We start from the raw sequence: 24,312 nt of genomic DNA on the forward strand, positions 1-24,312 counted from the left end.
GAATGATATTGAAGGTAGCCCATTTTTTTCTCGTAGGGTGCATGTTCCGAGTAACAATGGAAAAGTGATAGGGAACTCTGGTATTACAATCGGTAGGGGGCTTGATTTAGGTAATCCACCAACTGGAGCTAATGGACAAAATCCATCAAAGTTAGAACTGAGGAATTTATTTCATTCAGCTGGTCTTAATCCTAAATTATCAATGTGGCTTCTAAGTGTTGAGGGTAAAACAAAAAGCGATGCATTGGATGCGTTGAATTCTAGCGGCTTGACAGATGATGAACTAGTTATAACTAGAAAACAGCAATATATTATGTTCAATCTTGTCTATGAATATTTAGAAAACAAGACGAAAGTTTTAGTCACAAAACGTGATGTACAAGAAGCATATGGAGTTGTTGATTGGGATGGCATGCCTAGTAAAATAAAAGATGTAGTTGTAGATATTACTTATCGTGGCGATAGTTATTCAAAAACAAGAATGCACTATGTTCCTGTTCTTGCTAAAGCTAAAGAGTCTGGAGACTATAATGACTTTACTTTGGTAATGAAAGATACAAATATATGGAGTGATGTTGTTGTGACGGCGAAAAATAGATTTTTAAGAAGATGGAAGTATCTGAAATGAAAAGATTAATAATTTTGTTATGTGTGTTTTTTTCTTTTGGTTGTAACGCTAAAGCAATTCCAGATAAGGATGAGTTGATATTTTTTGCTAGATCATATTCAGACTTTGAAAGTGGTAGTGTTGTTGTATATGTTCCTGTTAATAAACCATGTGTCAATGTTATAAGCTCTGGTAATAATTATGAGTTTTGTGACCTTCAAAAGAACATAAATGGGGTTAATGCTACTTTAGATAAAGGGGCAGAGTCTGGCATTTGGGTTGTTGGACTAAAACTAGATATATCAATGGTCGAATTTACCTATAGAACACCTTATTTTGATGAGGTTTGCACTATTGATTTATTAAATGATAATAAGTTGCAGTGTGGCAATGGTAAATAGTTTATCATTTTTTATTTGATGTAAAGCTAATGAGGTTTTTTAGAATAAGTTTAACATTCGTATCACTACTTTGTGATTATGCCTTGGCAGATGAACCTGTAAAGGTGGTTGCATTTAGAGATTATGGGGAAGCAAAAATATCAATTAAAAACTACCATGATGATGGTGAGCCAATATGTGAATTAAATATCGTAGATAATAATTCTAAGACTGATAGATATATGTTTGATTCATGTGGAAATCTTGAGTTAAGTGAACTTGATAAGGAATATTTTAAGTTTGAAGTTATAAACTATAGAGGGAATCAGAAGAAAATTGTGTATACCGATGCTTCATTCTCTATTCTAGGAGTTATAAATGTTGATTTATCTGATAACTCTACTGAAGTTATTGAAAATAATTTCAAATGCATCCCTTCAATTATTGGACTAGATACCGCTGACAAAAATATGCTTGATAAATTTAAGAGTCATTAAATTTATTCCCCAGAGCCAAATGTGCTCTGGGGTTTTTCCTTCTCACAGCACACAATATTTAGCGTACGAGCCTGCTTCTTTGGCTGTCCAGTCACCTTTGGATTTCTCATCCATATCTTCGCACCAAGATTTGCTACCGACTTCATTGTTGAAAATGCAGTGTTTGGCGAAGTCGAGCGTGTCTTGAGTATTCCACTCGCTTTTCGGTTTTTCACGCATATCTTCACACCAAGCTTTGCTGCCGACTTCGCTACAGGCTGAAAGCGCTAGCGCACTCAAGATTACTAGTAGAGCGTTTTTCATTCGATCCTCATTCACTGCTTTAGTTTGTTGGCGTCACTATACCGAACCACGAGGCCGCTGTGTTAAATCAGCGCGAAAAGATGGTGCCATCTCGAATTGAACTCATTCAGTTGCGTATGTGAAGCCTCATTTTGCTGATCGTTTTCACATTCTGCCGATTTGTCGCGTGCAAACTTAATTGAGTAAACTATTATGTCATCGAAACGTTTCGATGTGCATTTTTTCGCCAATTGAAAGTGATGCTGTCGTTATTCAAACGTGAATCAATAAAAGGTATCACCATGAAAAAAAGTACCCTACTAAACTCTGAACTCTCTTACTTGGTGGCAACACTCGGCCATACCGATGAAATCACAATCTGTGATGCTGGGCTGCCAATCCCTGATGAAGTGACGCGTATTGATCTCGCGCTGACTCACGGGGTGCCTTCTTTTTTGGAAACAGTACGGGTGATTTTGTCTGAATCGCAGATTGAAAGTGTCATCGTGGCACAGGAGTTCGCTCAAGTAAGCCCGGTGTTGTATGAAGCCTTATGTCGCGAGCTGAAAGCAGAAGAACAGTTGTGCGGTAAGCCAATTGCCATCCAATACATCAGCCATGAAGCGTTTAAACAACGCACGCTGCAAAGCCGCGCGGTAGTGCGCACCGGTGAATGTACACCTTACGCCAATGTGATTTTCCAAGCGGGTGTCGTGTTTTAACCACGCCCAACCATGGAGGAACCACTATGACTCAAGCAATTTTAGCCCTGAGCCAAATTGAAAAAGCGTTCCCTGGCGTAAAAGCCTTGGACAAAGCGAGCCTGAATGTCTATCCGGGGCGGGTAATGGCGTTAATGGGTGAAAACGGTGCTGGCAAATCAACCTTGATGAAAGTGCTGACCGGCATTTATAGCAAAGATGCGGGCAGCATTGAGTATCAAGGCCAACCTGTCAGTTTTAAAGGCCCACGAGATTCGCAACTGGCGGGCATCAGCATTATTCACCAAGAGCTCAACCTGATCCCGCAGCTGACGATTGCGGAAAATATTTTCCTTGGTCGTGAGATGACTTCGCCATTCGGACGCATTCTATGGGATGAAATGCATCGTAAAGCGGATCAACTGCTCGCACGTTTGAATGTGAAACACAGTGCTAAAACCTTGCTCGGAGAGCTGAGCTTGGGTGAGCAGCAGATGGTGGAAATTGCCAAAGCGCTGTCGTTTGAATCGAAAGTCATCATCATGGATGAACCGACCGATGCGCTGACCGATACCGAAACCGAATCTCTGTTCAATGTCATTAATGAACTGCGCGAACAAGGTTGCGGCATTGTGTATATCTCGCACCGTTTGAAAGAGATTTTTGAGATTTGTGACGACATCACCGTGCTGCGTGACGGCAAATTTATTGGTGAGTGCCGCGTGTGCGATACCAATGAAGATGGCCTGATTGAGATGATGGTCGGGCGTAAACTGGAAGAGCAGTACCCACGTATTGTCGCGCAGCAAGGTGACATCAGCCTTGAGGTGATTGGCCTAACTGGCTCGGGTGTGCAGGATGTCAGTTTTACGCTCAAAAAAGGCGAGATTCTTGGTGTTTCTGGCCTGATGGGGGCTGGACGCACTGAACTGATGAAGGTGATTTATGGCGCGCTGCCTTCAGAGCGTGGCGTGATTAACGTCAACGGACGCACTGTTAACCCTGTCAGTCCGCAAGATGGTTTGGCCAACGGTATCGCTTATATCTCTGAAGATCGTAAAGGTGATGGCTTGGTGCTTGGCCTTTCGGTGAAAGAGAACATGTCACTTTGCGCGCTCGATCAGTTGAGCAAAGGCATGCAAATTCGTCATGCCGATGAAGTGATTGCTGTGGATGACTTTATTCGTCTTTTCAACATCAAAACCCCAAGTCGTGAGCAAATCATCGGCAATCTTTCCGGTGGTAATCAGCAGAAAGTGGCGATTGCCAAAGGACTGATGACCAAACCCAAAGTGCTGATTTTGGACGAACCAACTCGCGGTGTTGACGTTGGCGCGAAAAAAGAGATCTACCAACTGATCAACCAATTCAAAGCTGAAGGCATGAGCATCATTTTAGTCTCCTCAGAAATGCCAGAAGTGCTTGGCATGAGTGACCGCATTCTGGTGATGCATGAAGGGCGCATTAGCGGCGAGTTTATGGCGAGCGAAGCCGATCAAGAGAAATTAATGGCGTGTGCGGTAGGGCGTAACCCTGCTCACGCAGCATGAAACAAGGATACAGCATGAGTACCCGAACCATGGCTAATACGACATCTGATAACCGTAAAAAACTGCTCAGCAAAGAGTGGTTGATTGAACAAAAATCGCTGATCGCACTGCTGTTTTTAGTGGTTGTCGTCTCTTTCTTAAACCCGAATTTTTTCACGGTTGATAACTTACTGAATATTCTGCGCCAAACTTCGGTCAACGCGATCATCGCGGTGGGTATGACCTTGGTCATCTTAACCGCAGGGATTGATTTGAGCGTCGGTTCGGTGCTCGCCTTGTGTGGCGCTTTTGCGGCCACCTTAGTGGCGATGGAAGTTCCTGTTCTGGTGGCTGTACCGACGGCTTTGCTGGCCGGTGCTGCGCTTGGCGCAATCAGCGGCATCATCATTGCCAAAGGTAAAGTTCAGGCATTTATCGCGACATTAGTGACCATGACTCTGCTGCGCGGCGTGACCATGGTGTACACCGATGGTCGTCCTATTTCGACTGGATTCACTGATACGGCGGACAACTTTGCGTGGTTTGGCACGGGTTACGCGTTGGGCATTCCGGTTCCGGTATGGCTGATGGTCGTGGTGTTTGCCGGCGCTTGGTACTTGCTCAATCACACACGCTTTGGCCGTTATGTGTATGCGGTGGGCGGCAACGAATCGGCAACTCGCCTTTCAGGTATCAACGTAGATCGCGTCAAAATCGGTGTGTATGCCATCTGTGGTCTACTGGCTGCGCTGGCGGGCATTATTGTTACATCTCGCCTTTCTTCTGCGCAACCTACCGCGGGTATGGGCTATGAGTTGGATGCGATTGCGGCTGTGGTGCTCGGGGGCACCAGTTTGATGGGCGGTAAAGGCCGCATCATGGGTACGCTGATCGGCGCACTCATCATCGGATTTTTAAACAACGCATTGAACTTGCTCGATGTTTCCTCCTACTACCAAATGATTGCGAAAGCTGTGGTTATTTTGCTGGCGGTCTTGGTAGACAACAAAAATAAATAAAACGTGAATCCGCCTCGACAGAGCAAGGGCTGCGAGGCTAAACCCCAAAGGACTACGAGAATGAAAAAACTGACCACTCTTATCTCTGCTGCTCTACTTTCCACTTCGGTTTCTTTTGCTGCGCAAGCGCAAGATACCGTAGCGATTGTGCTTTCAACGCTGAATAACCCTTTCTTCGTAACTATGAAGGATGGGGCAGAAGCGAAAGCCAAAGAACTTGGCTACAACCTGATTGTGTTGGACTCGCAAAATGACCCAAGCAAAGAGCTTTCGAACGTGGAAGATCTGACGGTGCGCGGCGTGAAAGCGATTCTGATCAACCCAACCGATTCGGATGCGGTTTCTAACGCGATTCGTATCGCGAACCGCTCAAAGATTCCAGTGCTGACGCTTGACCGTGGTGCAAGCCGTGGTGAGGTAGTGAGCCACATTGCATCCGATAACGTGGTCGGTGGCGAAATGGCTGGCCATTTTATTGAAGCGAAAATTGGCAGCGATGCCAAAGTGATCCAATTGGAAGGCATTGCCGGAACTTCAGCGGCGCGTGAGCGTGGTGAAGGTTTCATGAATGCGGTGAAAGGCAGCAAGATGCAACTGTTGGCCAGCCAACCTGCGGATTTTGACCGTACTAAAGGTTTGAACGTGATGGAAAACCTACTGGCAGCTAACCCAGATGTTCAAGCGGTTTTCGCGCAAAACGATGAAATGGCATTGGGTGCACTGCGTGCGATTCAAGCGTCAGGCAAGTCTGTGATGATTGTTGGTTTTGATGGCACTGATGATGGCATCGCAGCGGTAGAGCGCGGTCAATTAGCAGCCACTGTCGCACAGCAGCCAGACATGATTGGCGCGATTGGTGTTGAAACTGCTGACAAAATGCTCAAGGGTGAAAAAGTGGAAGCTTACATCCCTGTCGCACTGAAAGTGATTTCAAAATAATCACCCGTTTCCCTCCTCACATGAGGAGGGAAAACCGAGCGGTTTACTGGTTCTCTTTTCCTCGTTTACCCAATGAAGAAAGAGGGTATCAGCCATTAAACCACTCTGTTTTTCCTCATCAATACAAAGGATAACCGTATGAATAAGTTGGTGGTTCTGGGTAGCGTCAATGCAGACCATGTGCTGCAAGTGCCTTCATTTCCTCGCCCCGGAGAAACCCTACACGGGCGCAATTATCAAGTCATTCCGGGTGGAAAAGGGGCAAATCAAGCGGTTGCCGCCGCGCGTATGCAAGCGGATGTGGGTTTCATTGCCTGTGTTGGCGATGATTCGTTTGGCATTAATATTCGCGAAAGCTTCAAGCTAGATGGCATCAATACGGCGGGCGTGAAGCTGCAACCGAACTGCCCAACCGGCATTGCGATGATTCAAGTCTCCGACAGTGGTGAGAACAGCATCTGCATTTCTGCAGAAGCCAATGCCAAGCTGACGGCCGCTGCGATTGAGCCAGATCTCGCGGCAATTCGTGATGCACGTTATCTGCTGATGCAATTAGAAACGCCACTCGATGGCATTTTAAAAGCGGCGCAAGAAGCCAAAGCGGCTAAAACCAATGTGATTCTTAACCCTGCGCCCGCCCGTGAATTGCCGGATGAACTGTTGAAGTGTGTGGATCTGATCACGCCGAATGAAACCGAAGCGGAAGTGCTCACCGGAATTACGGTTTCGGATGATGCCAGTGCGCAGCAAGCGGCGGACGCTTTACACTGTAAAGGCATCGAGATTGCCATTATTACCCTTGGTTCAAAGGGTGTGTGGTTAAGCCAAAATGGTCGCGGACAACGAATTCCCGGTTTTGTGGTGAAAGCCACGGACACCACCGCCGCAGGTGATACCTTTAACGGTGCATTGGTGACTGGCTTGTTGCAAGAAATGCCTCTAGAATCAGCCATTAAGTTTGCCCATGCTGCTGCCGCAATTTCGGTAACACGCTTTGGCGCGCAAACCTCGATTCCCACTCGTGCGGAAGTTGAGGCCTTTTTAGCAGAACACTCATAGGAGAAAACACATGGCCACCATGAAGGATATCGCTCGACTTGCAGGCGTCTCCACTTCAACCGTGAGCCATGTGATCAATAAAAGCCGTTTTGTGAGTGATGAAATTGCTGAGCGGGTGAACAACGCGGCTCAGCAACTCAATTACGCGCCTTCCGCCCTCGCGCGTAGCCTAAAAATGAACCGCACCAAAACCATCGGTATGTTAGTGACCACTTCAACCAACCCATTTTTTGGTGAAGTGGTAAAAGGCGTAGAACGTAGTTGTTATCACCAAGGCTATAACCTGATTCTGTGTAACACCGAAGGCGATAACCAACGTATGAAAGCCAGCATCAATACCTTGCTGCAAAAGCGTGTCGATGGTTTATTGCTGATGTGTTCAACCCTTGAGGGAGAACGGTTGGATGTGTTTGATCGTTATCCCGACATTCCTGTTGTTGTGATGGATTGGGGCCCGATCCTGTTTGCCAGTGACAAAATTCAAGACAACTCACTACAAGGCGGCTACATGGCGGCCAAACATCTGATCGAGTGTGGACATAAAGAGATTGGTTGTATCACAGGTCCGCTGATTCGCCACCAAGCACAGATGCGTTATGAAGGTTACAAACGTGCGTTAGCGGAAGCTGGGCTTGGAATTCATCCTGACTGGATTATTGAATCTGACTTCGAATGTGAAGGTGGCTACCAAGCTTTTGAAAAGCTGTATGAGCGAGGAAAGCTGCCAAGCGCACTGTTTGTGTGTAACGACATGATGGCGATGGGCGTGATTCAAGCCGCCAGCCAACGAGGTTTGCGAGTACCGGACGATCTTTCCTTGATTGGTTACGATGATGTGCATATTGCTAAGTTTATGACCCCGGCGTTAACCACCATTCATCAACCCAAATACCGTCTCGGCAAAGCGGCGGTGGATACCTTGCTTTATCGCTTGGAAAACCCAGACACCACCGCACAAGTCGTACAGTTAGAACCGACTTTAGCGGTGCGTAGTAGTGTTCGAAAACTTGATTAGCCGCCTCCGTTCTTCCCATTGTTCTAATTTATGATCCAAGCCAATCGAAGAGGACAAATGTCCTCTCGCTTTCCCCGTTTTGTTCCTTATAGTGTGGCAAGCCATAACAATGAGAGATAGAACAAATGGATCTGATGACTTTTTTTGATATTAACCACACCCTAGTCAATATTCCGATCGGTGGCGAGTATGCCATGTCGTGGATTGAAGCGGTGGGAACGCTGTTTGGTTTGCTGTGTATCTGGTTTGCGAGCCAAGAAAAAACCATTAACTACTTGTTTGGCCTGATTAATGTCACGCTGTTTGCGGTCATTTTTTATCAGATCCAACTGTATGGAATCTTGTTGCTACAGCTGTTTTTCTTCTGCGCCAACATTTATGGTTGGTATGCGTGGACTCGCCCGAATGCTCAAGGGGATACGCTCGTGGTGCGTTGGATGAGCCGCCAAAAATTGCTGCTTACGGCATGCATTAGCGTGATCAGCATTATCTTGATGACCATTTACATCGATCCGGTGTTCTTTTCTTTAGCCAATATTACCGTTGATGTATTGAATCTGTTTGGCGCACAACTGGATCGTCCAGTGTTATCTCCAGATGCTTTCCCATTCTGGGATGCAACGATGACGGTGCTTTCGGTGATGGCGCAGATTTTGATGACACGTAAATACGTGGAAAACTGGATTCTGTGGGTGGTTATCAACATCATCAGTGTCGGAATTTATGCGGCGCAAGGTGTGTATGCTCTCTCTATCGAATACGCGATTTTGCTGTTCATTGCCGCCAATGGCACCCGAGCTTGGATGCAAACTGCTCGTCATAATGCAGAAAAAAACCTGACCAATGAGGCAACAGCATGAGCATTCAACCCCACATTCATGTTGCTCAAGTTGCGCCACGTGTTGTGGTCTGCGGTGAACCGAATCGTGCGAACCGTATTGCCAGCTTGTTGACTAACGCAGAGCTTGTCGCTGAAAATCGCGAATACCGATTATTCAGTGGTGAGTTCAAAGGGCAGCCGATCACCGTATGCAGCACAGGGATTGGTGCACCATCCATGATCATCGCGGTGGAAGAGCTGGTACGAAGTGGCGCAAAAGCCATTGTGCGAGTAGGTTCTGCAGGCGCAATGCAGTCAGAAATCGGATTAGGTGAACTGATTTTGGTGGAAGGCGCAGTGCGTGATGAGGGCGGTTCAAAGGCATATATTGGCGCCGCTTATCCGGCTTACTCAAGCTTTGAATTGGTGCTGGAGATGCAACGCTTTTTAGCTGAGCAGTCAGTACCGACTCACCGAGGTATTGTTCGCTCGCATGACAGCTTTTATACCGATGAAGAAGCAGAACTGTGCCGTTATTGGCATCGCAAGGGGATTCTCGCGGCGGATATGGAAACCTCTGCACTGCTTACGGTTGGCCGTTTACGCGGGTTACAGGTCGCTTCCGTTCTCAATAATGTGGTGTTGTATGAGCAAGATGTGCAAGAGGGCGTGAATCAATACGTCAATGCTGATCAAAGGATGATGCAGAGCGAAACGCTGGCTGCACGTGCTGCTTTGCATGCATTAAACGCGCTTAAATACGATTAGCCCCAACCTATTTACGACCCATTACATGGCCTCACTCAATGAGCGGTATTGTTCAGTTGAGTGAGGAATCTAGGTAGAGCTTCGCCTAATAGCAAAAAACAGGTAGCCTATGCCCATGTGAATCGAATTTCAAAACGCTATGCAACTTACCGTGAATACTACTGGCCGTTTCTCAGGCTATTTGAATGCACAACTGCCTGCGTTTCGCTTGGCGTTGGCTCAATGTCAAACGGCGACAAAAAGGTTTGATGCGGGTGAAGCGCTGTTGCAGCAAGGCCAGCCTGTTGAGTCTCTGTATGTGGTGTCTTGTGGCCGAGTTTCGATGAATATTCTGGCGGCTAATGGACGCCGTTTTCAACTCGGAGAAGTGCAGTGTGACGATCACCTGTTTGGCGAGATGGAGTTTTTCACCGCCATGCCTTGTCAGTGGAATGTGGTGGCCGAAGAGCCGATTCAAGCGGCGGTTATTTGTGCTCAGAAGCTGCAAGAGTGCCTTGAACAACAACCTGTTCTTAGCCTGTTTTTTGCTTCTGCTTTAGCGCTGGATTACCAAGAGTCGTTGGACATTTATACGCAGCGTTTGATGCATTCAATCAGTTTTAACATCGCACATGATCTGCTGCTCCAGCATGAAACACGGGTCAATTTAGGTGGCTTTGAAAGGATGGAGCCAGAAGCGGAGCGCTTCGGTACGTCGAGCCGAGTGTATCGCCGTGCTGTGAAAGAGTTGGTGGATAGGGGATTGGTCGAAAAAGGCGAGCGTGGACTCATCATCAAAGATATTGAAGCTTTGCGTGCTTTTGTGGTCAGCTTTGAATAAGCGGGGTTACTCCCCGCTATTCGCAGCTTAAAGCATTATTGATTTAAGAAAGCCACCGCTTTATCGGGGAAGTCAGTGAACAGACCATCGACTTTCACTTGGTTGTAGAACACATCCAACATCCCTTCGAAGTTGTCTGCCCAAGGTGCAATGCGCCCTTTATCGGCACGGAAAGTGTAAGGATGCACCGCGAGGCCAGCCTCTTTCGCTTGCTTCATCAACGGCTTAATAATGATATTGTCTTTGGTTGACGCATCATCAACCAACATAGGTTTCCACGGGCCGATGCCATCGGCGTATTGCGCGACTTTGGTCATGCCGCCTTCAGCAAACATCCAGTCATAGTCATAGGGTGTGGCTTGGTCATCTTGATAAACCATGGTTTCATTCCAGTCGGTGTACGCCAGTAGCTGAACCAGATTGAGATCCATCTTCATCGCTGGCAGCAGCTCATCATTTATGCGTTTTAGCTCGATAGGATCAAAACATTGCAGATAGATTTTGTCGTCTTTGCTGTCGTAACCATACTGCTTTAGCACTTTGAGGACGGCTTGAGAAATATCTTTGCCTTCGTGGCGGTGAAACCAAGGGGCTTTGATCTCGGGGTAGATACCAATGTTATAACCCAGAGTTTTGTTGAGCCCTTGAATCAGCTCAATTTCTTCTGCCAGAGTCGGGACAGTGAAATCCCCTTTCCAAAGAGGGAAACGATCAGGAAAGCCGGCGACTTTTTTACCTTGATCATCAATATTGAAACCTTCCGTCACGCGCAAGGTTTTAATTTCGGCTAGCGTAAAGTCAATCGCGTAGTAACGGCCATCGGCTCGTGCACGATTGGGGAAACGCTCTGCAACATCGGTGACGCGATCCAAATAGTGATCATGTAACACTACCAATTGATCGTCTTTGGTCATCACCACATCTTGCTCGATGTAATCCGGTTTCATCGCATAAGCCAGTGTTTTGGCTTCTAATGTATGTTCAGGTAAGTAGCCAGAGGCTCCACGGTGAGCAATCACTAACGGTTCTGCGGAAACAATGCCTGAAAATAAAGAAGTTGAGCAGGCCAGAGCCAGCAGAGAAAGCGAGAATGGTTTAAGCATCATGAAATCCTTTTTTTGTTATTCCCAGCTGACAGGTGCAAAACATGCAATTCCTATGGGCTGGGGATATTGAGTTGCCGCGCTCTTAATCAGGCAAGAGCGCGGCGAGGGAGATAAAACCACACTAACGTTATTAGTTGATGACAGGCGTGCTCTTAAACGGCCGCTTGTTTCAGTTTTTCGTTATGGTGAGCGCGTTCACCAACAAAAGCGTAAATTAAGCAGAGCACTGAGAGTACACAAGAGGCAACCAATACCATGAAGCCGCCATCCCAGCCGAAGTGGTCAACGGTGTAACCCAATACCGCGTTGGCTGCTACTGCGCCACCTAAGTAACCAAATAGACCCGTCAAACCTGCGGCTGTACCGGCGGCTTTCTTCGGAGCCAGTTCAAGGGCGTAAAGGCCAATCAACATCACAGGACCGTAGATCAGGAAGCCGATCGCGACCAGTGCAGCCATATCCACTGCTGGGTTGCCTGCTGGGTTGAACCAGTAAACCAGTACAGCAAGTGTTACCAACACCATGAACAGGATGCCTGCTGGCGCGCGGCGGCCTTTAAACACTTTGTCGGAAATCCAACCACACAGCAAAGTGCCCGGAATACCCGCCCACTCGTACAGGAAGTAAGCCCAAGAAGATTTATCAACGGTGAAGTGTTTGGCCTCTTTGAGGTAAACCGGAGCCCAGTCGAGTACACCGTAACGGATCAAGTAAACGAAAGCGTTAGCAATGGCGATTGACCACAGTAGTTTGTTGTTGAAAACGTACTTAAAGAAGATCTCTTTCGCGCTCATCTCGTTTTCATGCGATTTATCGTAATCATCGGGATAGTCGTTTTTGTACTCTTCAATCGGCGGCAGGCCGCAAGATTGTGGCGTATCACGCATGGTGATCCAGATAAAGATCGCGACCAGTGTGGCGAAGAAAGCTGGCACATAAAACGCAGTGCGCCAATCATCGTTAAACATCCACAAACCGAGCAAGAAGATTGGGCCAATCAAGCCGCCACCCACGTTGTGGGCGACGTTCCAGACTGAAACAATCTCCCCACGTTCTTTACGTGACCACCAGTGCACCATAGTACGGCCACAGGCCGGCCAACCCATGCCTTGGAACCAGCCGTTTAAGAACAGCAAAATAAACATTGCGGTGATGCTGCCGGTTGCCCAAGGCATAAAGCCGAAACAGAACATCACGATAGCGGACAGAAGCAGGCCTGCACTGAGAAAGTAACGCGGGTTAGAACGGTCAGAGACGTTCCCCATCAAAAATTTGGACAGACCATACGCGATCGAAACCGCGCCCAATGCCACACCGAGATCGCCACGGCTAAAGCCTTGTTCGATGAGGTAAGGCATCGCCAAGCTGAAGTTTTTACGAACTAGGTAATAACCGGCATAGCCAACAAAAATGCCGATGAAAAGTTGCCAACGAAGGCGAGAGTAGGCGCTGTCGATCTTGTCAGACGACAGCCGCTCAGTATGAGCTGCTGGTTTGAAGATCCCAAACATATTGACCTCATTGTTTTTTGCGATGGTATAAAAACCTTTACTGCTTGGCATTCCGCTGCACAAAAATGGGTATAACCACAGTAAAGAAATAGCGAACGAGCAATTTGTTTTCGTTCGAAAGTTTCGAGATTCTTATGTTTATTCGTTGTTATTACTGTGATTGATGTGGCACGTGAATTATTTCATTGATAAAAACAAATTGTAAATTTTCGTTTTTATTGACTCTAATCGCAAAATTAAGCGTTTGGATTATTTTCATTGCTTTTGTGGTTGTGAAATTTTCGTCTGAACTTAAATGTAGATTGAGCGAAAATAAATCACTTTCGTAAATTGAGTGCTGGAAGTGCGTATGGGGATAATAAGAGAGGGAATGGACGTAGGAGGTGAATCAATGGCAATCCTTTGCCATCTGAGACAGGTTTGATCGACTTAGTCGCGATTGCTTTCACGAGTTTTGTATTGGTAGTCGACTTTAACAATCGAGCGATACTCAACGACACCTGGCTGTTTCGCAAAAGATTGAACCACAACTTCAGTACCATCAATCTTGACACTTTTTGGTACAACGCTGTTTTGCCATACTGAAAGTTCATTCACTAATTTGTTGCTAGGCAGAGCTTGTAACTGCTCGATTTTCTTAAATCCAGCGGCATAAGCTTGTTCTTGGCTCGCGTAAACACCCGCATTGATTGAGCGTGCTTTGTGGTTGGTATCGATAGACGCAAACGCACCAGCACTGAGAGTAAGAGCGGTAACGGCGAGAATAATCTTTTTCATAAGTTTTCCTTATTTAGTTTGAAAGCTGTAATGAGTTTCTAAAAGTAATTTGTGTTCTCTTGTTGAGAGAGATATTCATACTATCAATGGTTATGTAAAGAGTCCGTCAAGCAGGGTAAAGCTTTTGAAAAGGTATGGTTGGGTTTCTTTACATAAACTGACTTAAGCTGGGATTTCATGACACAGTTAAATCCCTATTTACTTCAGCCTTTGTTGTGTTAGAGCTTGCCTAGGCTCTAGACAAAAGAGTTTGAAGTGTCTCGAAGAGCCTAAGCAACTCATGATTGTTGCATGTTGGCAATGGAAGTTAAGCTGCAAATTGACCAATTCTACACTGGGCTTTGTGCTGAAATTGACATGTTATTTTGGGGTTATTGCTAGCTTTGGTTAGCCATTTGTAAACAAGAATGGCGAGTAACCATAGTCAGAACGAATAAGGAATAATCATGAAATACGGACTAAAAATCAGTGCGCTAGGCTCAGTCATGCTCGGGGCTTTGGCTACACCGCAGGTACAAGCACATGGTTGGGTGGAATTCCCAAGCGCAAGGCAAAACACCTGTTACCTTGACGGCGGTTTTTGGGATAACGCCATTCCAAATCAAGCGTGTCAGGCGGCCTATGATGTTTCCGGCGCGTTTCCGTTTGTGCAGCGCAATGAAGTCTCGGCCAATGTGCAGAAGTATCGGGATATGGCCGCGGTAAAAGCGGTGGTGAAAGATGGCGAGCTCTGTTCGGCGGGCGATAAAGCCAAAGCGGGCTTGAATGTGCCTTCTGCCCATTGGCAAAAAACCGGAATCACCCTAGATGCCAATGGTCAAATTGAGGTCGTATTCCATGCGGCGACCCCTCACAATCCCTCGTATTGGCAATTTTACTTAACTAAAGCGACTTACGACCACACCAAGCCACTGACGTGGGATGACTTGGAATTGGTGGGCAGCTCGGATGATGTCGCTGCGGGAAGTGATAAAAAATACCGCTTTAAAGTCACACTGCCACAAGATCGCAGTGGTGATGCGATTCTTTACACGCGCTGGCAGCGGGTAGATGCGGGTGGTGAAGGTTTCTACAACTGTAGTGACATCACCTTTGGCGGCTCTACAACGCCACCAGATCCGACTGACCCGACCGATCCAGTTAAGCTCACTGCTCTGGGTTACTACGTACCGCAAGGGTTTGGCCTTGTTGAAGTCGGAGATAGTGTTCGCTTGCGAACATTTGATGCGACAGGTATGGAAACGACAGATATTGCCTTGCCAATTCGTGCCAACAATTTGGAGACTTGGCCTGCCGAGCTCGCGGGTCAGTTCAATCAACTGAAAAACGGCGAATGGTTTATTGGTATTTGGCACCAAGAGATGAACCACTACATGTTTGATACGCAAAATCTGTATGCCAACCAAGTCTTTGCGCCAAACAGTAACCTCACTTACCGTTTATCGCTGACGAAGGGAGATACCACGCCACCGACTCAACCCGAAAATGCATGGGATAAGAGCAAGACTTATACCGCAGGCGCGTTAGTCACTCATAAAGGCAAGAGCTGGACTGCCCAGTGGTGGACACAAGGTGAAGAGCCGGGAACCACAGGTGAATGGGGTGTGTGGCGCTAAGCGCGCTGCCTTTTTGACGAACTGAGCGTTTATATACACTCAAAAGGCGCTGTCACTCGCCAAAACAGGTTGTATCGTACAACCTGTTTTTCTTTTTAATCAAGCACGTTGCCGCTATTGGGCGGCACGCAAGCGGATTTCGAAGCTCATGCCCGAATCGGGGTTATTCGTTGCCACAATACTGCCTTGCATATCTCGCAGGCTGTTGGCGACAATCGCTAGGCCAAGCCCCAATCCTTCGCCCATTTTCTTGCTGGTTTGAAACGGCTCAAACATGGTGGTGAGAAGCTCAGGGGCAATCCCACAACCGTTGTCACTTACGCGCACGATCACTTGCTGTTCTTCACTCACGGCGCTAATGCTGAGCTTCGGTTCTAAGGTTTGACTCATCGCATCTAACGCATTAGACACCAAGTTACCGAGCACTTGGCGCAAGCGTTGTTCTTCCCCCATCACCAACGGCAGATCGCTAGAAAGCCGAACTCGAACATCCACCGGAGCCAAGCGTGCTTGATGAATGCGCAAAATCTCCTGTAACGCATCGGGCAGCGAGATGGCTTGCAAAGCGTCGGGTCGATTGAACGCGAAGGATTTGAGTTGGGAGGTCATCGCCGCCATGCGATCAATCAAAGAATGCACCAGCTTGGTATTGGCTTTCAGTAGTTGAGTTTCACCGCGTTCAAGGAGTAATTCGTTGCTAGAAAGTAGGGTGCGCAAACCGGTGAGGGGCTGATTGAGCTCATGGGTGATCGCACTCGACATGCGTCCCAGTGCCGCCATTTTGCTCGCTTCAATCAGCTCTTGTTGAGCGGATTTCAGCGCTGCGGTGCGCTCTTCTACTCGCTCTTGCAAATCGCGATTGGCATTCTGTAGTGCGATTTCCGCTTTCTTGCGTTTACTGATATCAATCAGTGTCACCAAATAGTGACGGCGATCTTTCCAACTGACCGCAATCAGGGAGAACAGCACCGGAAACAAACGGCCATCACTGCGCCGAGCGACCGTTTCCACGTTGGTGATGTCGGCCAGTTCTTGGTGCCGAGTGAGGTTTTTTAGCAGCAATGGCACGGTGGTATTCGGGTTTCCAGTATCAAACAGCGACCACGCTTGCAGGTGATGCACCATGCTTTCCGAGAGGCTGAAATAACGCTTTGCCATCGGGTTGATCTCTTCAATGCGGCCTTGCTCATCGATCAGCAGCAGTCCAACGTGGGTTTTGTTGATCATATTGCGTTGTCGCTCTTCGGCCTCAAACAACACTTGCTGAATCTTGGCTTCACTCAGGCGCTTTTGATACTGCTCATAACGCAGCCGTGCCAGTAACAGCAGCAATAAAACGACTACGACAGAGCTGGTGCTGATCCACATCACCGTGGCATTGATGGTCTTGAGTGGTGTCAGATAAGTAATCGTCCAATTCAGGTCATCTAGCGTGACGGATTGAGCAAGGTAAGGGGCTTGTTCGACATTCCACAGTGTGATGCGTGTGCTATCAAAGAGGGTGCGCTTGTGTGCTGCTTCCGTTACTTCTGGGTGAGTCGCAATCCAGTCTGCGCTGTAAACTGAACTGCTGGAGAGAAAATAGTGGCGTTGAGCATTTTGAAAGAGGATTAATTCATCGTTGGCAAACCATTGATCAGCCAATACATTTAAATCCACTTGTACTGCAACAGCGCCGATGATTTCCAAATCTAAGTAAACAGGGGCGGCCACAAAGTAAATAGGCTTAGTGCCAACGGATTTGGTGACAATCGAAATCCCTTCACGCTGTTGCAAAATTTTGTTGATGATGGCTTTGCCATCAGAGAGTTTCCAGTTTTCGGCATTTTTACTGGCGCTCAATACTGAGCCGGAGAGGGTTAGTATGTACCAACCTTTGGTATTGGCGGCTTTATCGAGTTGCGCCAATTGTTGCTGTAATTGGGCTTGCGGGCGAGCATCGCCCTGAAACAGTTTGAGCGTGTTGGCTTCATTGGTCATCAGGTACGGCAAATGATAAAAGCGGCTTAGAGTGCGCCTTACATCACTGATGTAATCGAGCAAACGCTGCTCGCCGTGGCGCTGCGCTTGTCCCAGTTGCCAGTTTTCACTGATGGCGTGCGAGCCCCATCGCACCGCGATCAGCAGCACAATGATTAACACTATCCAACTTGCTTTATTGAGCTTCAAAGCATTTTCCTATTTAAAACGAGCACCGAGCTTGACGGTTCAACTTAGCAACGAAAGCGATAAATGTTAATGACGGGTAACTCAGAAGTGAGAGGCGGCTCCTTTCCAAGCTCGACAAATTTGCTTACTTTAGCCGCACAACAAGTATACCCTTCCTACTTGAAGCTGCAGCGGTGTTGGCTACGTTCGTTCACCCCAATCACATAGTCTATCTATGCTCATGGGGACTCACTCACTTGCCGCCTACCTGCAACTCCAAGTTGTTTGGGTATAGAACAAGGGGTCAAGTGTGGAAAGCCAACGGATTGCATTGATTGAGGACGACGACATTGTGCGTCAAGCCACAGGCCAGTGGTTACAACTGGCGGGGTTTGACGTGGAAATGTTTGCTGATGGCAGATCCGCGTTAGCGGCGATTGAGCAGCAGAGTTTCGCGGCCGTGGTGAGTGATGTACGCTTGCCCGATACCGATGGGTTGAGTCTGTTGGTGGCATTGAAAAATGTGCAGCCGCTGACGCCGGTAATTTTGATCACTGGACATGGCGATGTCGATATGGCGGTGAAAGCGCTGCATCAAGGCGCGTTCGATTTTATTGAGAAGCCATTTCAACCAGAACGCCTTGCCAACACCGTGGCGCAAGCGGTCAGTCGGTACCAAAACGCGCTGTCATCACAATCGCGTGCCCACTATCTTGCCTCTGCCAAAGGGTTAGAGCAGATCTTGATTGGGCAGTGTAAGTCGATTCAACTGCTGCGCGAGCAAATCGCTAAAGTTGCAGCGATGGATACCAACGTGATCATTTACGGCGAAACCGGCTGTGGCAAAGAGCTGGTGGCGCAGTGTCTGCATCAAACCAGTGAGCGTCAGCGTGGTCAATTTGTGGCGATCAACTGTGGCGCGATCCCAGAAAACCTGTTTGAAAGTGAACTGTTCGGCCATGAAGCAGGTGCGTTTACCGGTGCGGTGAAGCGGCGGATTGGCAAGCTGGAACTGGCCGATAAAGGCACCCTGTTTCTGGATGAAATCGAGAGCATGCCGCTGGCCATGCAAGTGAAAGTGCTCCGCGTGCTGCAAGATCATGTGGTAGAGCGGGTGGGAAGTAATCAGCCGCTCACCATTGATCTGCGGGTCATCGCGGCAGCCAAGGAAGAGCTGCGGCAGCACGCGGAATTTCGGCAAGATCTGTTCTATCGTCTCAATGTCGCGCAGCTCTATTTACCGCCGCTACGTGAGCGAGGTGAAGATATTTTGCTGCTGTTTGAACACTTCTGCGTACAAGTGAAACCGATATGGCGCAGCCTAAGTGAAGCGGATCGGTTGGCGCTGCTCACTTATCGTTGGCCGGGCAACGTGCGCGAGCTGCGCAATGTCGCGCTGCGTTATGCGCTGGATGACACCATCAGTGTTGGGGAAATTCTGGTTTCACGTCCGGGAATGACCGAAGAAGAAGCCTCGGCGGGGTTACCGCTGGCGATTCAAGTACACAATTTTGAACGTAAAGTGATCGCTCAAGCGCTGCATCGCCATCAAGGTAATATCAGTGAAGTGATGAAAGAGCTGGATTTGCCAAGGCGCACTCTGAATCAGAAAATGCAGAAGTTTGGTTTGCTCCGCGGTGATTTTACTTCGCAGGAGGAATGAGCAAAATTTTGCTCATCACTTTTCAATGGCTTTTATTAACATCGATCACATTTAATTAACCTTGCGTGATCGCTCTCCTGATTTGTGAGCCTAAAACACGCGCGATGATCGGCGGTTTTTTGCTGATGTGGTTTAGGCTCAATCAGCAAGATCTTGCTCATTTTTATCTGTGTTGAAAATTAATTACTTATAAAACAATGAATTAATTTTTGGCACCTTCTTTGCTGTTAGTGATATTGCCAATGCTGTACGCCAGCCGTATTTGGAAACGGTGCAGCATCGAAAAATAATCACAACATGGAGAGTCACGATGAAACAAAAGCGCCTTACGCAAACCCTATTAGCCGCCATCACTTCGTTTGGTTTAATCGGTGGAGCTTACGCAGCCGAAGAACGTAGCTACATTCTTGCCACCGCGTCAACCGGAGGAACCTATTACCCCGTTGGGGTAGCTCTAGCGACCCTGACTAAAGTCAAACTCACCCCGAGCTACCACTTTTCATTATCCGCTATTAGCTCGGCAGGATCGGGTGAAAACGTGAAGTTGATGAACGATAACGAAGCGCAGTTCGCGATTTTACAAGGTTTGTACGGTGCTTGGGCATGGGCGGGCGAAGGCCCGTATGCGGAGCGTCAAAACCAATTGCGTTCCGTCTCTATGCTGTGGCAGAACGTGGAGCACTTTATTGTGCGCTCTGATCTCGCGCCAACCGGCACCATTGCCGATCTGGCCAGCATGAAAGGGAAAAAGTTTTCGATTGGTTCGAAAAACTCAGGCACGGAATTTTCGGGTCGGCAGATCATGAAAGGGATTGGCGTTGACCCTGATACCTTTAATCTGGCTTATTTGGGTTACGGCGGCAGTGCTAGTGCGCTGCAAAACGGCACCATTGATGGCATGAACACGCCTGCGGGTGTGCCCGTGGGCGCGGTGACTCAAGCTTTTGCAGCGATGGGTAACGACATCAAGATCCTCTCTTTTACCGATGAGCAGATCAAACAAGCCAACGGTAACTACAACTTGTGGACCAAGTTTGATATTCCGGCGAACACCTATCCGGGCGTCGATAAAACCATCACCACCATTGCTCAGCCGAACTTCCTCGCGGTGCGTACCGACATTTCGGAAGAGGATGTGTATCAGCTCACTAAAGCCATGTACGAGAACTTAGCTTTCCTACAAGGCATCCACAAAGCGACCAAAGATATGGCAATTGAGAAAGCCATCGAAGGCTTGCCTATGCCACTGCACGCCGGTGCGGCGCGTTACTACCAAGAAGTGGGGATTAAAATTCCAGCTCACTTGATGCCACAGTAAGTTTGGCGAACGCGAAAGACTGCTCGGGAGCGGGCAGTCTTACCCTTTCAACATGAAGTCAATCTAAAGAAAGGGCATCTCGGTTTTCTTTGTCTATCCCGAAACTGCCGGAAGTCTTTGCATTACGGCCGCTTCGCGAGGGGATATGGCTTAGTTGTCTCGCTGTTGGAGTAACGCAATGAGCAATTCAGTAGAACAAGAACTGGAAAAGTTCGAAGTGCCGACCCGTACCCGTTTTAGCTGGGTAACGCGCACGATTTCCGTATTGTGTGTGCTGCTGTCACTGGCGCACATTTGGTTTAATACGTTATCCACTTGGTCAGAATTGTGGATTTCGGCCATCCACTTCGCGGGTTTCGCGATGATTTGCGCGCTGTGGTATCCCGCCTTACCTCGTTGGCGTGAAAGCAAAGTTGCGCTGGCGTTTGATGTGTTGTTAGCGCTGCTGGCACTGGCGTGCTTGATCTATTTGATGCTGGCGGAAGATGCGCTCTATGAGCGCGGCGTGAAATTTGTCACCAGCGATTGGGTTTTCTCAATTCTCGCGATCTTGATTGTGATGGAGATGATCCGCCGCACCATGGGTTGGTTTATCCCTACATTGATTTTGATCTGTTTGACCTATGTTTCAGTCTGGGGCAAGTGGGCTGGCGGCATTTTCCATTTTCCCGGTTTAAGTGCTGAAACGCTGCTGTATCGCAGTTTCTATTCCTCCGAAGGCATGTTTGGCTCGATTGCTGCGATCAGCTGGAGTTTCGTGTTCATGTTCATCCTGTTTGGTGCCTTCTTAGTGCGCTCTGGGGTGGGTGATTACATTATGGATGTGTCACGCGCTGCGGCAGGTAAAGTGGTGGGGGGGCCCGGTTTTATTGCTGTACTGGCTTCGGGTTTGATGGGGTCGGTGTCTGGCTCTAGTGTCGCGAATACGGTATCAACGGGCGTGATCACCATTCCCATGATGAAAAAAGCGGGCTTTCCAGCACGTTTCGCCGCCGGTGTGGAAGCCGCAGCTTCGACCGGCGGGCAACTCATGCCGCCGGTGATGGGCGCAGGCGCGTTCATCATGGCGTCGTACACGCAAATTCCGTATGTGGATATTGTTGCAGTGTCGTTTATTCCGGCACTCATCTATTTCCTTTCCGTTGCGTTTTTCGTGCGTATTGAAGCCAAACGCATGGGCGTACAGATTGTCACTACGAGCCAAGAGCCGTTTATGAAAGTGTTGGTGTCGGGTTGGCATAACTTGATCCCACTCGCCGTACTCGTGACCTTATTGGTGGTAGGCTTTACCCCAACGTACGCGGCGGGCTTGTCGATTCTGTCGGTGATTGTCGCTTCGTGGTTTTCCAAAAATCACAAAATGGGTCCTAAAGCGATCATTGAAGCGTTGGAGCAAGGTGCGAAAAACATGGCAACCACCGCGGTATTGTTGGTCGGCATCGGCTTGGTGATTAACGTCATTAGCACAACCGGCATCGGCAATACCTTCTCATTGATGATCAACAACTGGGCAAATGGCGATCTGTTGACCATGTTGGTGCTGATTACCTTGGCCTCTTTGGTGCTGGGGATGGGGCTACCAGTAACGGCAGCGTACATTGTTTTGGGTACGCTTTCTGCTCCGGCGCTGTACAAACTGCTGGCAGAAAGCCAGTTGGTGGACTTAATGGTTTCGGGGCAATTACCGGAACAAGCCAAAGCGATTTTCATGCTGGCGGCGCCGGATCAATTGAGCTTGCTCAATGCGCCTATGGCGGCGGAAAAAGCCCATGAGCTGATTAGTCTTGTTCCCGCAGATTTTGTGGAAACCTTGCTACAACAAAGCTTAGGGTTAGAAGCGATTGGTTTGGCTCTGCTTTCGGCGCACCTCATTATCTTCTGGCTCTCGCAAGACAGTAACGTGACGCCACCGGTGTGTTTGACGGCCTTTGCAGCGGCCACCATCGCCAAAACACCGCCGATGCGTACTGGGTTTACCGCGTGGAAAATTGCCAAAGGTTTGTATTTGGTTCCTGTGTTGATTGCCTATACCCAACTCATCAGTTGGGATGCGACCACGGTTATCACCATCGGCATCTTCGCGATTTTTGGCACCTACGCCATGATTGGTGCGATTGAAGGCTATCTAGAAGGGAAGCTGAATCTCTTATGGCGTTTGCTGTTGGCGGTGATCGGTGTGCTGCTGGTGTGGCCAAATTTGCCGATTTGGATCCGTTTAGTTTGTGTGGCGTTATTTGTGGCGATTTTTATCTACACACGAAAATCATCAACTCGCGTTGAGCGAGCAAATTCGGTGGTACAGGAGGCGAAATCTGCATGATTTATGATTACGTGATTGTCGGAGGCGGCATTGTCGGCGTCTCCACCGCTTGGCAACTGAAACAGCGTTATCCGGAAAAATCGGTGCTGTTGATTGAGAAAGAGGCGGGATTCTCCCTCCATCAAACCGGTCACAACAGCGGGGTGATCCATGCGGGGGTTTATTATGCCCCCGGCAGTTTGAAGGCCGATTTTTGTAAGCGCGGAGTCGAACGTACTTTGGCGTTTTGCGCACAAAACAATATTCCAGTGGAAAACTGCGGCAAGTTATTGGTGGCCACCAATGAGCAAGAACTTGAACGCATGCACGCACTCTATGATCGCTGCTTACAAAATCAGATCGACGTTGAAAAGCTTGATGCCGCACAGTTGAAGCTGGCGGAGCCCAATATTCGTGGCTTGGGGGCGATCTTGGTGAAAGCGACCAGTATTGTCAATTATCGTCTGGTGACTGAGAAAATGGCCGAAGCCTTTATGCAGTTGGGGGGTGATGTGAAAATTGGCACGGAAGTGGTGGGCTTGGAAGAAACGCCATCCTCGATCACGCTGACTTGCCAACAGAAGAACCAACGCGTGAGTTATCAGGCCAAATTTCTAGTGACTTGCTCTGGATTAATGGCCGATCGCTTAACCAAGATGCTCGGTTTGCCGACGGATTTTCAGATCATCCCTTATCGTGGCGAATACTATCGTTTGGCACCCAAGCATAACCAAGTGGTGCGTCATCTGATCTACCCGATCCCCGATCCTGAATTGCCGTTTCTCGGTGTACATTTAACCCGCATGATTGATGGCAGCGTGACCGTTGGCCCCAATGCGGTACAAGGCTTTAAGCGTGAAGGTTATGGCAAATGGAATGTCAGTCTGCATGATGTGTGGGAGATGCTTCGCTTCCCTGGGTTTTGGAAAGTGAGTGCCAAGCACTTTAAAACTGGCATGGTCGAAATGAAAAACTCATGGTGGAAAGCGGGCTACTTACAGTTGGTACGTAAATACTGCCCAAATATCGAACTGACCGATCTTCAGCCTTACCCTGCAGGCATTCGTGCCCAAGCGGTATTAAGTGATGGTACGCTGGTGCACGATTTTCTGTTTGCCGAAAGTCCGCGCAGTTTGCATGTGTGTAACGCCCCTTCTCCAGCGGCCACCTCTGCGATGCCCATTGGCGAATATCTGTGTGACAAAATCGCGGAAAAGTTGACCCTTTAATCTTCCTTATGCTCACGGGGCATTGTGGGCATTTTCTTCTCCACAAATACTTATCGTCAGTAAATTCTTACTTATCAGTGTGTTAAATTGATTTTATTGTTACCTCTCGGTTGGTTTATATGATGCTAATTGCCTATTCTTGGCAAAAGATCTCATTTTTTGCATATTGAATTGACGCTGTTGGAACCCCTGTCTCATTGTCGCGGTAG

22 protein-coding genes are annotated in these 24,312 nt (G+C 48.1%); 17 read left to right on the top strand and 5 right to left on the bottom strand.

Features of this window, described 5'->3' with window-relative positions; all coding sequences use genetic code 11:
• Positions 1–37: 37 nt before the first annotated feature.
• The 3 genes from VOA_RS0117910 (at position 38) to VOA_RS0117920 (ending at position 1,484) form a co-directional block, all read left to right on the top strand.
• Positions 38–628, top strand: a complete 591-nt coding sequence (locus VOA_RS0117910) for a pesticin C-terminus-like muramidase (protein ID WP_000558417.1) — start codon at positions 38–40, stop codon at positions 626–628.
• Positions 625–1,008 carry a hypothetical protein gene (locus VOA_RS0117915; protein WP_000825565.1) on the top strand — a complete coding sequence of 128 codons (384 nt, stop codon included), beginning with the start codon at positions 625–627 and terminating at the stop codon, positions 1,006–1,008. The genes VOA_RS0117910 and VOA_RS0117915 overlap by 4 nt, the downstream gene beginning before the upstream one ends.
• 83 nt (positions 1,009–1,091) lie before the next feature.
• Complete coding sequence (locus VOA_RS0117920) at positions 1,092–1,484, top strand: hypothetical protein (RefSeq protein WP_141237659.1); 393 nt, start codon at positions 1,092–1,094, stop codon at positions 1,482–1,484.
• A 42-nt stretch (positions 1,485–1,526) separates the two neighbouring features.
• Here VOA_RS0117920 and VOA_RS08205 read toward each other — a convergent pair whose 3' ends face one another.
• On the bottom strand, positions 1,527–1,787 hold the full coding sequence (locus tag VOA_RS08205; protein WP_000786206.1) for a DUF3012 domain-containing protein: 261 nt from the start codon (positions 1,785–1,787) through the stop codon (positions 1,527–1,529).
• A gap of 281 nt (positions 1,788–2,068) precedes the next feature.
• Between VOA_RS08205 and rbsD the strand changes: the two genes are divergently transcribed.
• From rbsD to VOA_RS08160, 9 genes are all read left to right on the top strand, one after another.
• Entirely contained in the window at positions 2,069–2,488 is a 420-nt protein-coding gene (gene rbsD / locus VOA_RS08200) for a D-ribose pyranase (protein WP_009355959.1), read from the top strand.
• Between the two features lie 26 nt (positions 2,489–2,514).
• On the top strand, positions 2,515–4,017 hold the full coding sequence (gene rbsA, locus VOA_RS08195; protein ID WP_000189461.1) for a ribose ABC transporter ATP-binding protein RbsA: 1,503 nt from the start codon (positions 2,515–2,517) through the stop codon (positions 4,015–4,017).
• A gap of 29 nt (positions 4,018–4,046) precedes the next feature.
• Positions 4,047–5,015 (top strand): ribose ABC transporter permease, encoded by a 969-nt coding sequence (gene rbsC / locus VOA_RS08190; RefSeq protein ID WP_198006583.1) that lies wholly within the window; start codon positions 4,047–4,049, stop codon positions 5,013–5,015.
• Positions 5,016–5,075: 60 nt separating this feature from the next.
• Positions 5,076–5,954 carry a ribose ABC transporter substrate-binding protein RbsB gene (rbsB, locus tag VOA_RS08185; protein WP_000737178.1) on the top strand — a complete coding sequence of 293 codons (879 nt, stop codon included), beginning with the start codon at positions 5,076–5,078 and terminating at the stop codon, positions 5,952–5,954.
• Between the two features lie 138 nt (positions 5,955–6,092).
• Positions 6,093–7,013, top strand: a complete 921-nt coding sequence (rbsK, locus tag VOA_RS08180; protein WP_001038370.1) for a ribokinase — start codon at positions 6,093–6,095, stop codon at positions 7,011–7,013.
• 10 nt (positions 7,014–7,023) lie between these two features.
• Positions 7,024–8,028 (top strand): substrate-binding domain-containing protein, encoded by a 1,005-nt coding sequence (locus tag VOA_RS08175; RefSeq protein ID WP_000224444.1) that lies wholly within the window; start codon positions 7,024–7,026, stop codon positions 8,026–8,028.
• A gap of 125 nt (positions 8,029–8,153) precedes the next feature.
• Positions 8,154–8,888, top strand: coding sequence for a nicotinamide riboside transporter PnuC (pnuC, locus tag VOA_RS08170; RefSeq protein ID WP_000365202.1), 735 nt, complete (start codon positions 8,154–8,156; stop codon positions 8,886–8,888).
• Complete coding sequence (locus VOA_RS08165) at positions 8,885–9,616, top strand: nucleoside phosphorylase (RefSeq protein WP_000027391.1); 732 nt, start codon at positions 8,885–8,887, stop codon at positions 9,614–9,616. Before pnuC ends, VOA_RS08165 begins: the two co-directional genes overlap by 4 nt.
• 139 nt (positions 9,617–9,755) lie before the next feature.
• Positions 9,756–10,436 carry a Crp/Fnr family transcriptional regulator gene (locus VOA_RS08160; RefSeq protein ID WP_001177674.1) on the top strand — a complete coding sequence of 227 codons (681 nt, stop codon included), beginning with the start codon at positions 9,756–9,758 and terminating at the stop codon, positions 10,434–10,436.
• Positions 10,437–10,471: 35 nt separating this feature from the next.
• Here the strand turns inward: VOA_RS08160 and glpQ are convergent, their stop codons facing one another.
• The 3 genes from glpQ to VOA_RS08145 form a co-directional block, all read right to left on the bottom strand.
• Positions 10,472–11,539 (bottom strand): glycerophosphodiester phosphodiesterase, encoded by a 1,068-nt coding sequence (gene glpQ / locus VOA_RS08155; RefSeq protein ID WP_000917225.1) that lies wholly within the window; start codon positions 11,537–11,539, stop codon positions 10,472–10,474.
• Between the two features lie 155 nt (positions 11,540–11,694).
• Positions 11,695–13,053: a glycerol-3-phosphate transporter gene (glpT, locus tag VOA_RS08150; protein ID WP_032468269.1), complete on the bottom strand. Its 1,359-nt coding sequence runs from the start codon at positions 13,051–13,053 to the stop codon at positions 11,695–11,697.
• 429 nt (positions 13,054–13,482) lie between these two features.
• Entirely contained in the window at positions 13,483–13,830 is a 348-nt protein-coding gene (locus VOA_RS08145) for a DUF3316 domain-containing protein (protein WP_000720503.1), read from the bottom strand.
• A 446-nt stretch (positions 13,831–14,276) separates the two neighbouring features.
• Here VOA_RS08145 and VOA_RS08140 point away from each other — a divergent pair, with 446 nt between their 5' ends.
• Entirely contained in the window at positions 14,277–15,446 is a 1,170-nt protein-coding gene (locus tag VOA_RS08140) for a lytic polysaccharide monooxygenase (RefSeq protein ID WP_000873601.1), read from the top strand.
• A gap of 114 nt (positions 15,447–15,560) precedes the next feature.
• Here the strand turns inward: VOA_RS08140 and VOA_RS08135 are convergent, their stop codons facing one another.
• A complete protein-coding gene (locus tag VOA_RS08135; RefSeq protein WP_000773412.1) occupies positions 15,561–17,615 on the bottom strand; it encodes a sensor histidine kinase in 2,055 nt (684 codons plus the stop codon).
• Between the two features lie 289 nt (positions 17,616–17,904).
• On the opposite strand from VOA_RS08135, the gene VOA_RS08130 reads away from it, so the two are divergent.
• The 4 genes from VOA_RS08130 to lhgO all read left to right on the top strand — a co-directional run bounded on the left by VOA_RS08130 (position 17,905) and on the right by lhgO (position 24,103).
• A complete protein-coding gene (locus VOA_RS08130; protein WP_000445773.1) occupies positions 17,905–19,257 on the top strand; it encodes a sigma-54-dependent transcriptional regulator in 1,353 nt (450 codons plus the stop codon).
• Between the two features lie 310 nt (positions 19,258–19,567).
• Positions 19,568–20,575 (top strand): TAXI family TRAP transporter solute-binding subunit, encoded by a 1,008-nt coding sequence (locus VOA_RS0117940; protein ID WP_000810877.1) that lies wholly within the window; start codon positions 19,568–19,570, stop codon positions 20,573–20,575.
• Positions 20,576–20,753: 178 nt separating this feature from the next.
• Positions 20,754–22,895 carry a TRAP transporter permease gene (locus tag VOA_RS08125; protein ID WP_000072023.1) on the top strand — a complete coding sequence of 714 codons (2,142 nt, stop codon included), beginning with the start codon at positions 20,754–20,756 and terminating at the stop codon, positions 22,893–22,895.
• Positions 22,892–24,103, top strand: a complete 1,212-nt coding sequence (gene lhgO / locus VOA_RS08120; protein WP_000638712.1) for an L-2-hydroxyglutarate oxidase — start codon at positions 22,892–22,894, stop codon at positions 24,101–24,103. Before VOA_RS08125 ends, lhgO begins: the two co-directional genes overlap by 4 nt.
• Positions 24,104–24,312 lie beyond the last annotated feature (209 nt).

Origin of the sequence: Vibrio sp. RC586 (assembly GCF_000176715.1) — a bacterium.
GTDB lineage: Bacteria > Pseudomonadota > Gammaproteobacteria > Enterobacterales > Vibrionaceae > Vibrio.

Coding starts and splice junctions, on each gene's coding strand:
- VOA_RS0117915 (WP_000825565.1), top strand. CDS start 625: ATGAAAAGATTAATAATTTTGTTATGTGTGTTTTTTTCTTTTGGTTGT.
- VOA_RS08205 (WP_000786206.1), bottom strand. CDS start 1,787: ATGAAAAACGCTCTACTAGTAATCTTGAGTGCGCTAGCGCTTTCAGCC.
- rbsD (WP_009355959.1), top strand. CDS start 2,069: ATGAAAAAAAGTACCCTACTAAACTCTGAACTCTCTTACTTGGTGGCA.
- rbsA (WP_000189461.1), top strand. CDS start 2,515: ATGACTCAAGCAATTTTAGCCCTGAGCCAAATTGAAAAAGCGTTCCCT.
- rbsC (WP_198006583.1), top strand. CDS start 4,047: ATGGCTAATACGACATCTGATAACCGTAAAAAACTGCTCAGCAAAGAG.
- rbsB (WP_000737178.1), top strand. CDS start 5,076: ATGAAAAAACTGACCACTCTTATCTCTGCTGCTCTACTTTCCACTTCG.
- rbsK (WP_001038370.1), top strand. CDS start 6,093: ATGAATAAGTTGGTGGTTCTGGGTAGCGTCAATGCAGACCATGTGCTG.
- VOA_RS08175 (WP_000224444.1), top strand. CDS start 7,024: ATGGCCACCATGAAGGATATCGCTCGACTTGCAGGCGTCTCCACTTCA.
- pnuC (WP_000365202.1), top strand. CDS start 8,154: ATGGATCTGATGACTTTTTTTGATATTAACCACACCCTAGTCAATATT.
- VOA_RS08165 (WP_000027391.1), top strand. CDS start 8,885: ATGAGCATTCAACCCCACATTCATGTTGCTCAAGTTGCGCCACGTGTT.
- VOA_RS08160 (WP_001177674.1), top strand. CDS start 9,756: ATGCAACTTACCGTGAATACTACTGGCCGTTTCTCAGGCTATTTGAAT.
- glpQ (WP_000917225.1), bottom strand. CDS start 11,539: ATGCTTAAACCATTCTCGCTTTCTCTGCTGGCTCTGGCCTGCTCAACT.
- glpT (WP_032468269.1), bottom strand. CDS start 13,053: ATGTTTGGGATCTTCAAACCAGCAGCTCATACTGAGCGGCTGTCGTCT.
- VOA_RS08145 (WP_000720503.1), bottom strand. CDS start 13,830: ATGAAAAAGATTATTCTCGCCGTTACCGCTCTTACTCTCAGTGCTGGT.
- VOA_RS08140 (WP_000873601.1), top strand. CDS start 14,277: ATGAAATACGGACTAAAAATCAGTGCGCTAGGCTCAGTCATGCTCGGG.
- VOA_RS0117940 (WP_000810877.1), top strand. CDS start 19,568: ATGAAACAAAAGCGCCTTACGCAAACCCTATTAGCCGCCATCACTTCG.
- VOA_RS08125 (WP_000072023.1), top strand. CDS start 20,754: ATGAGCAATTCAGTAGAACAAGAACTGGAAAAGTTCGAAGTGCCGACC.
- lhgO (WP_000638712.1), top strand. CDS start 22,892: ATGATTTATGATTACGTGATTGTCGGAGGCGGCATTGTCGGCGTCTCC.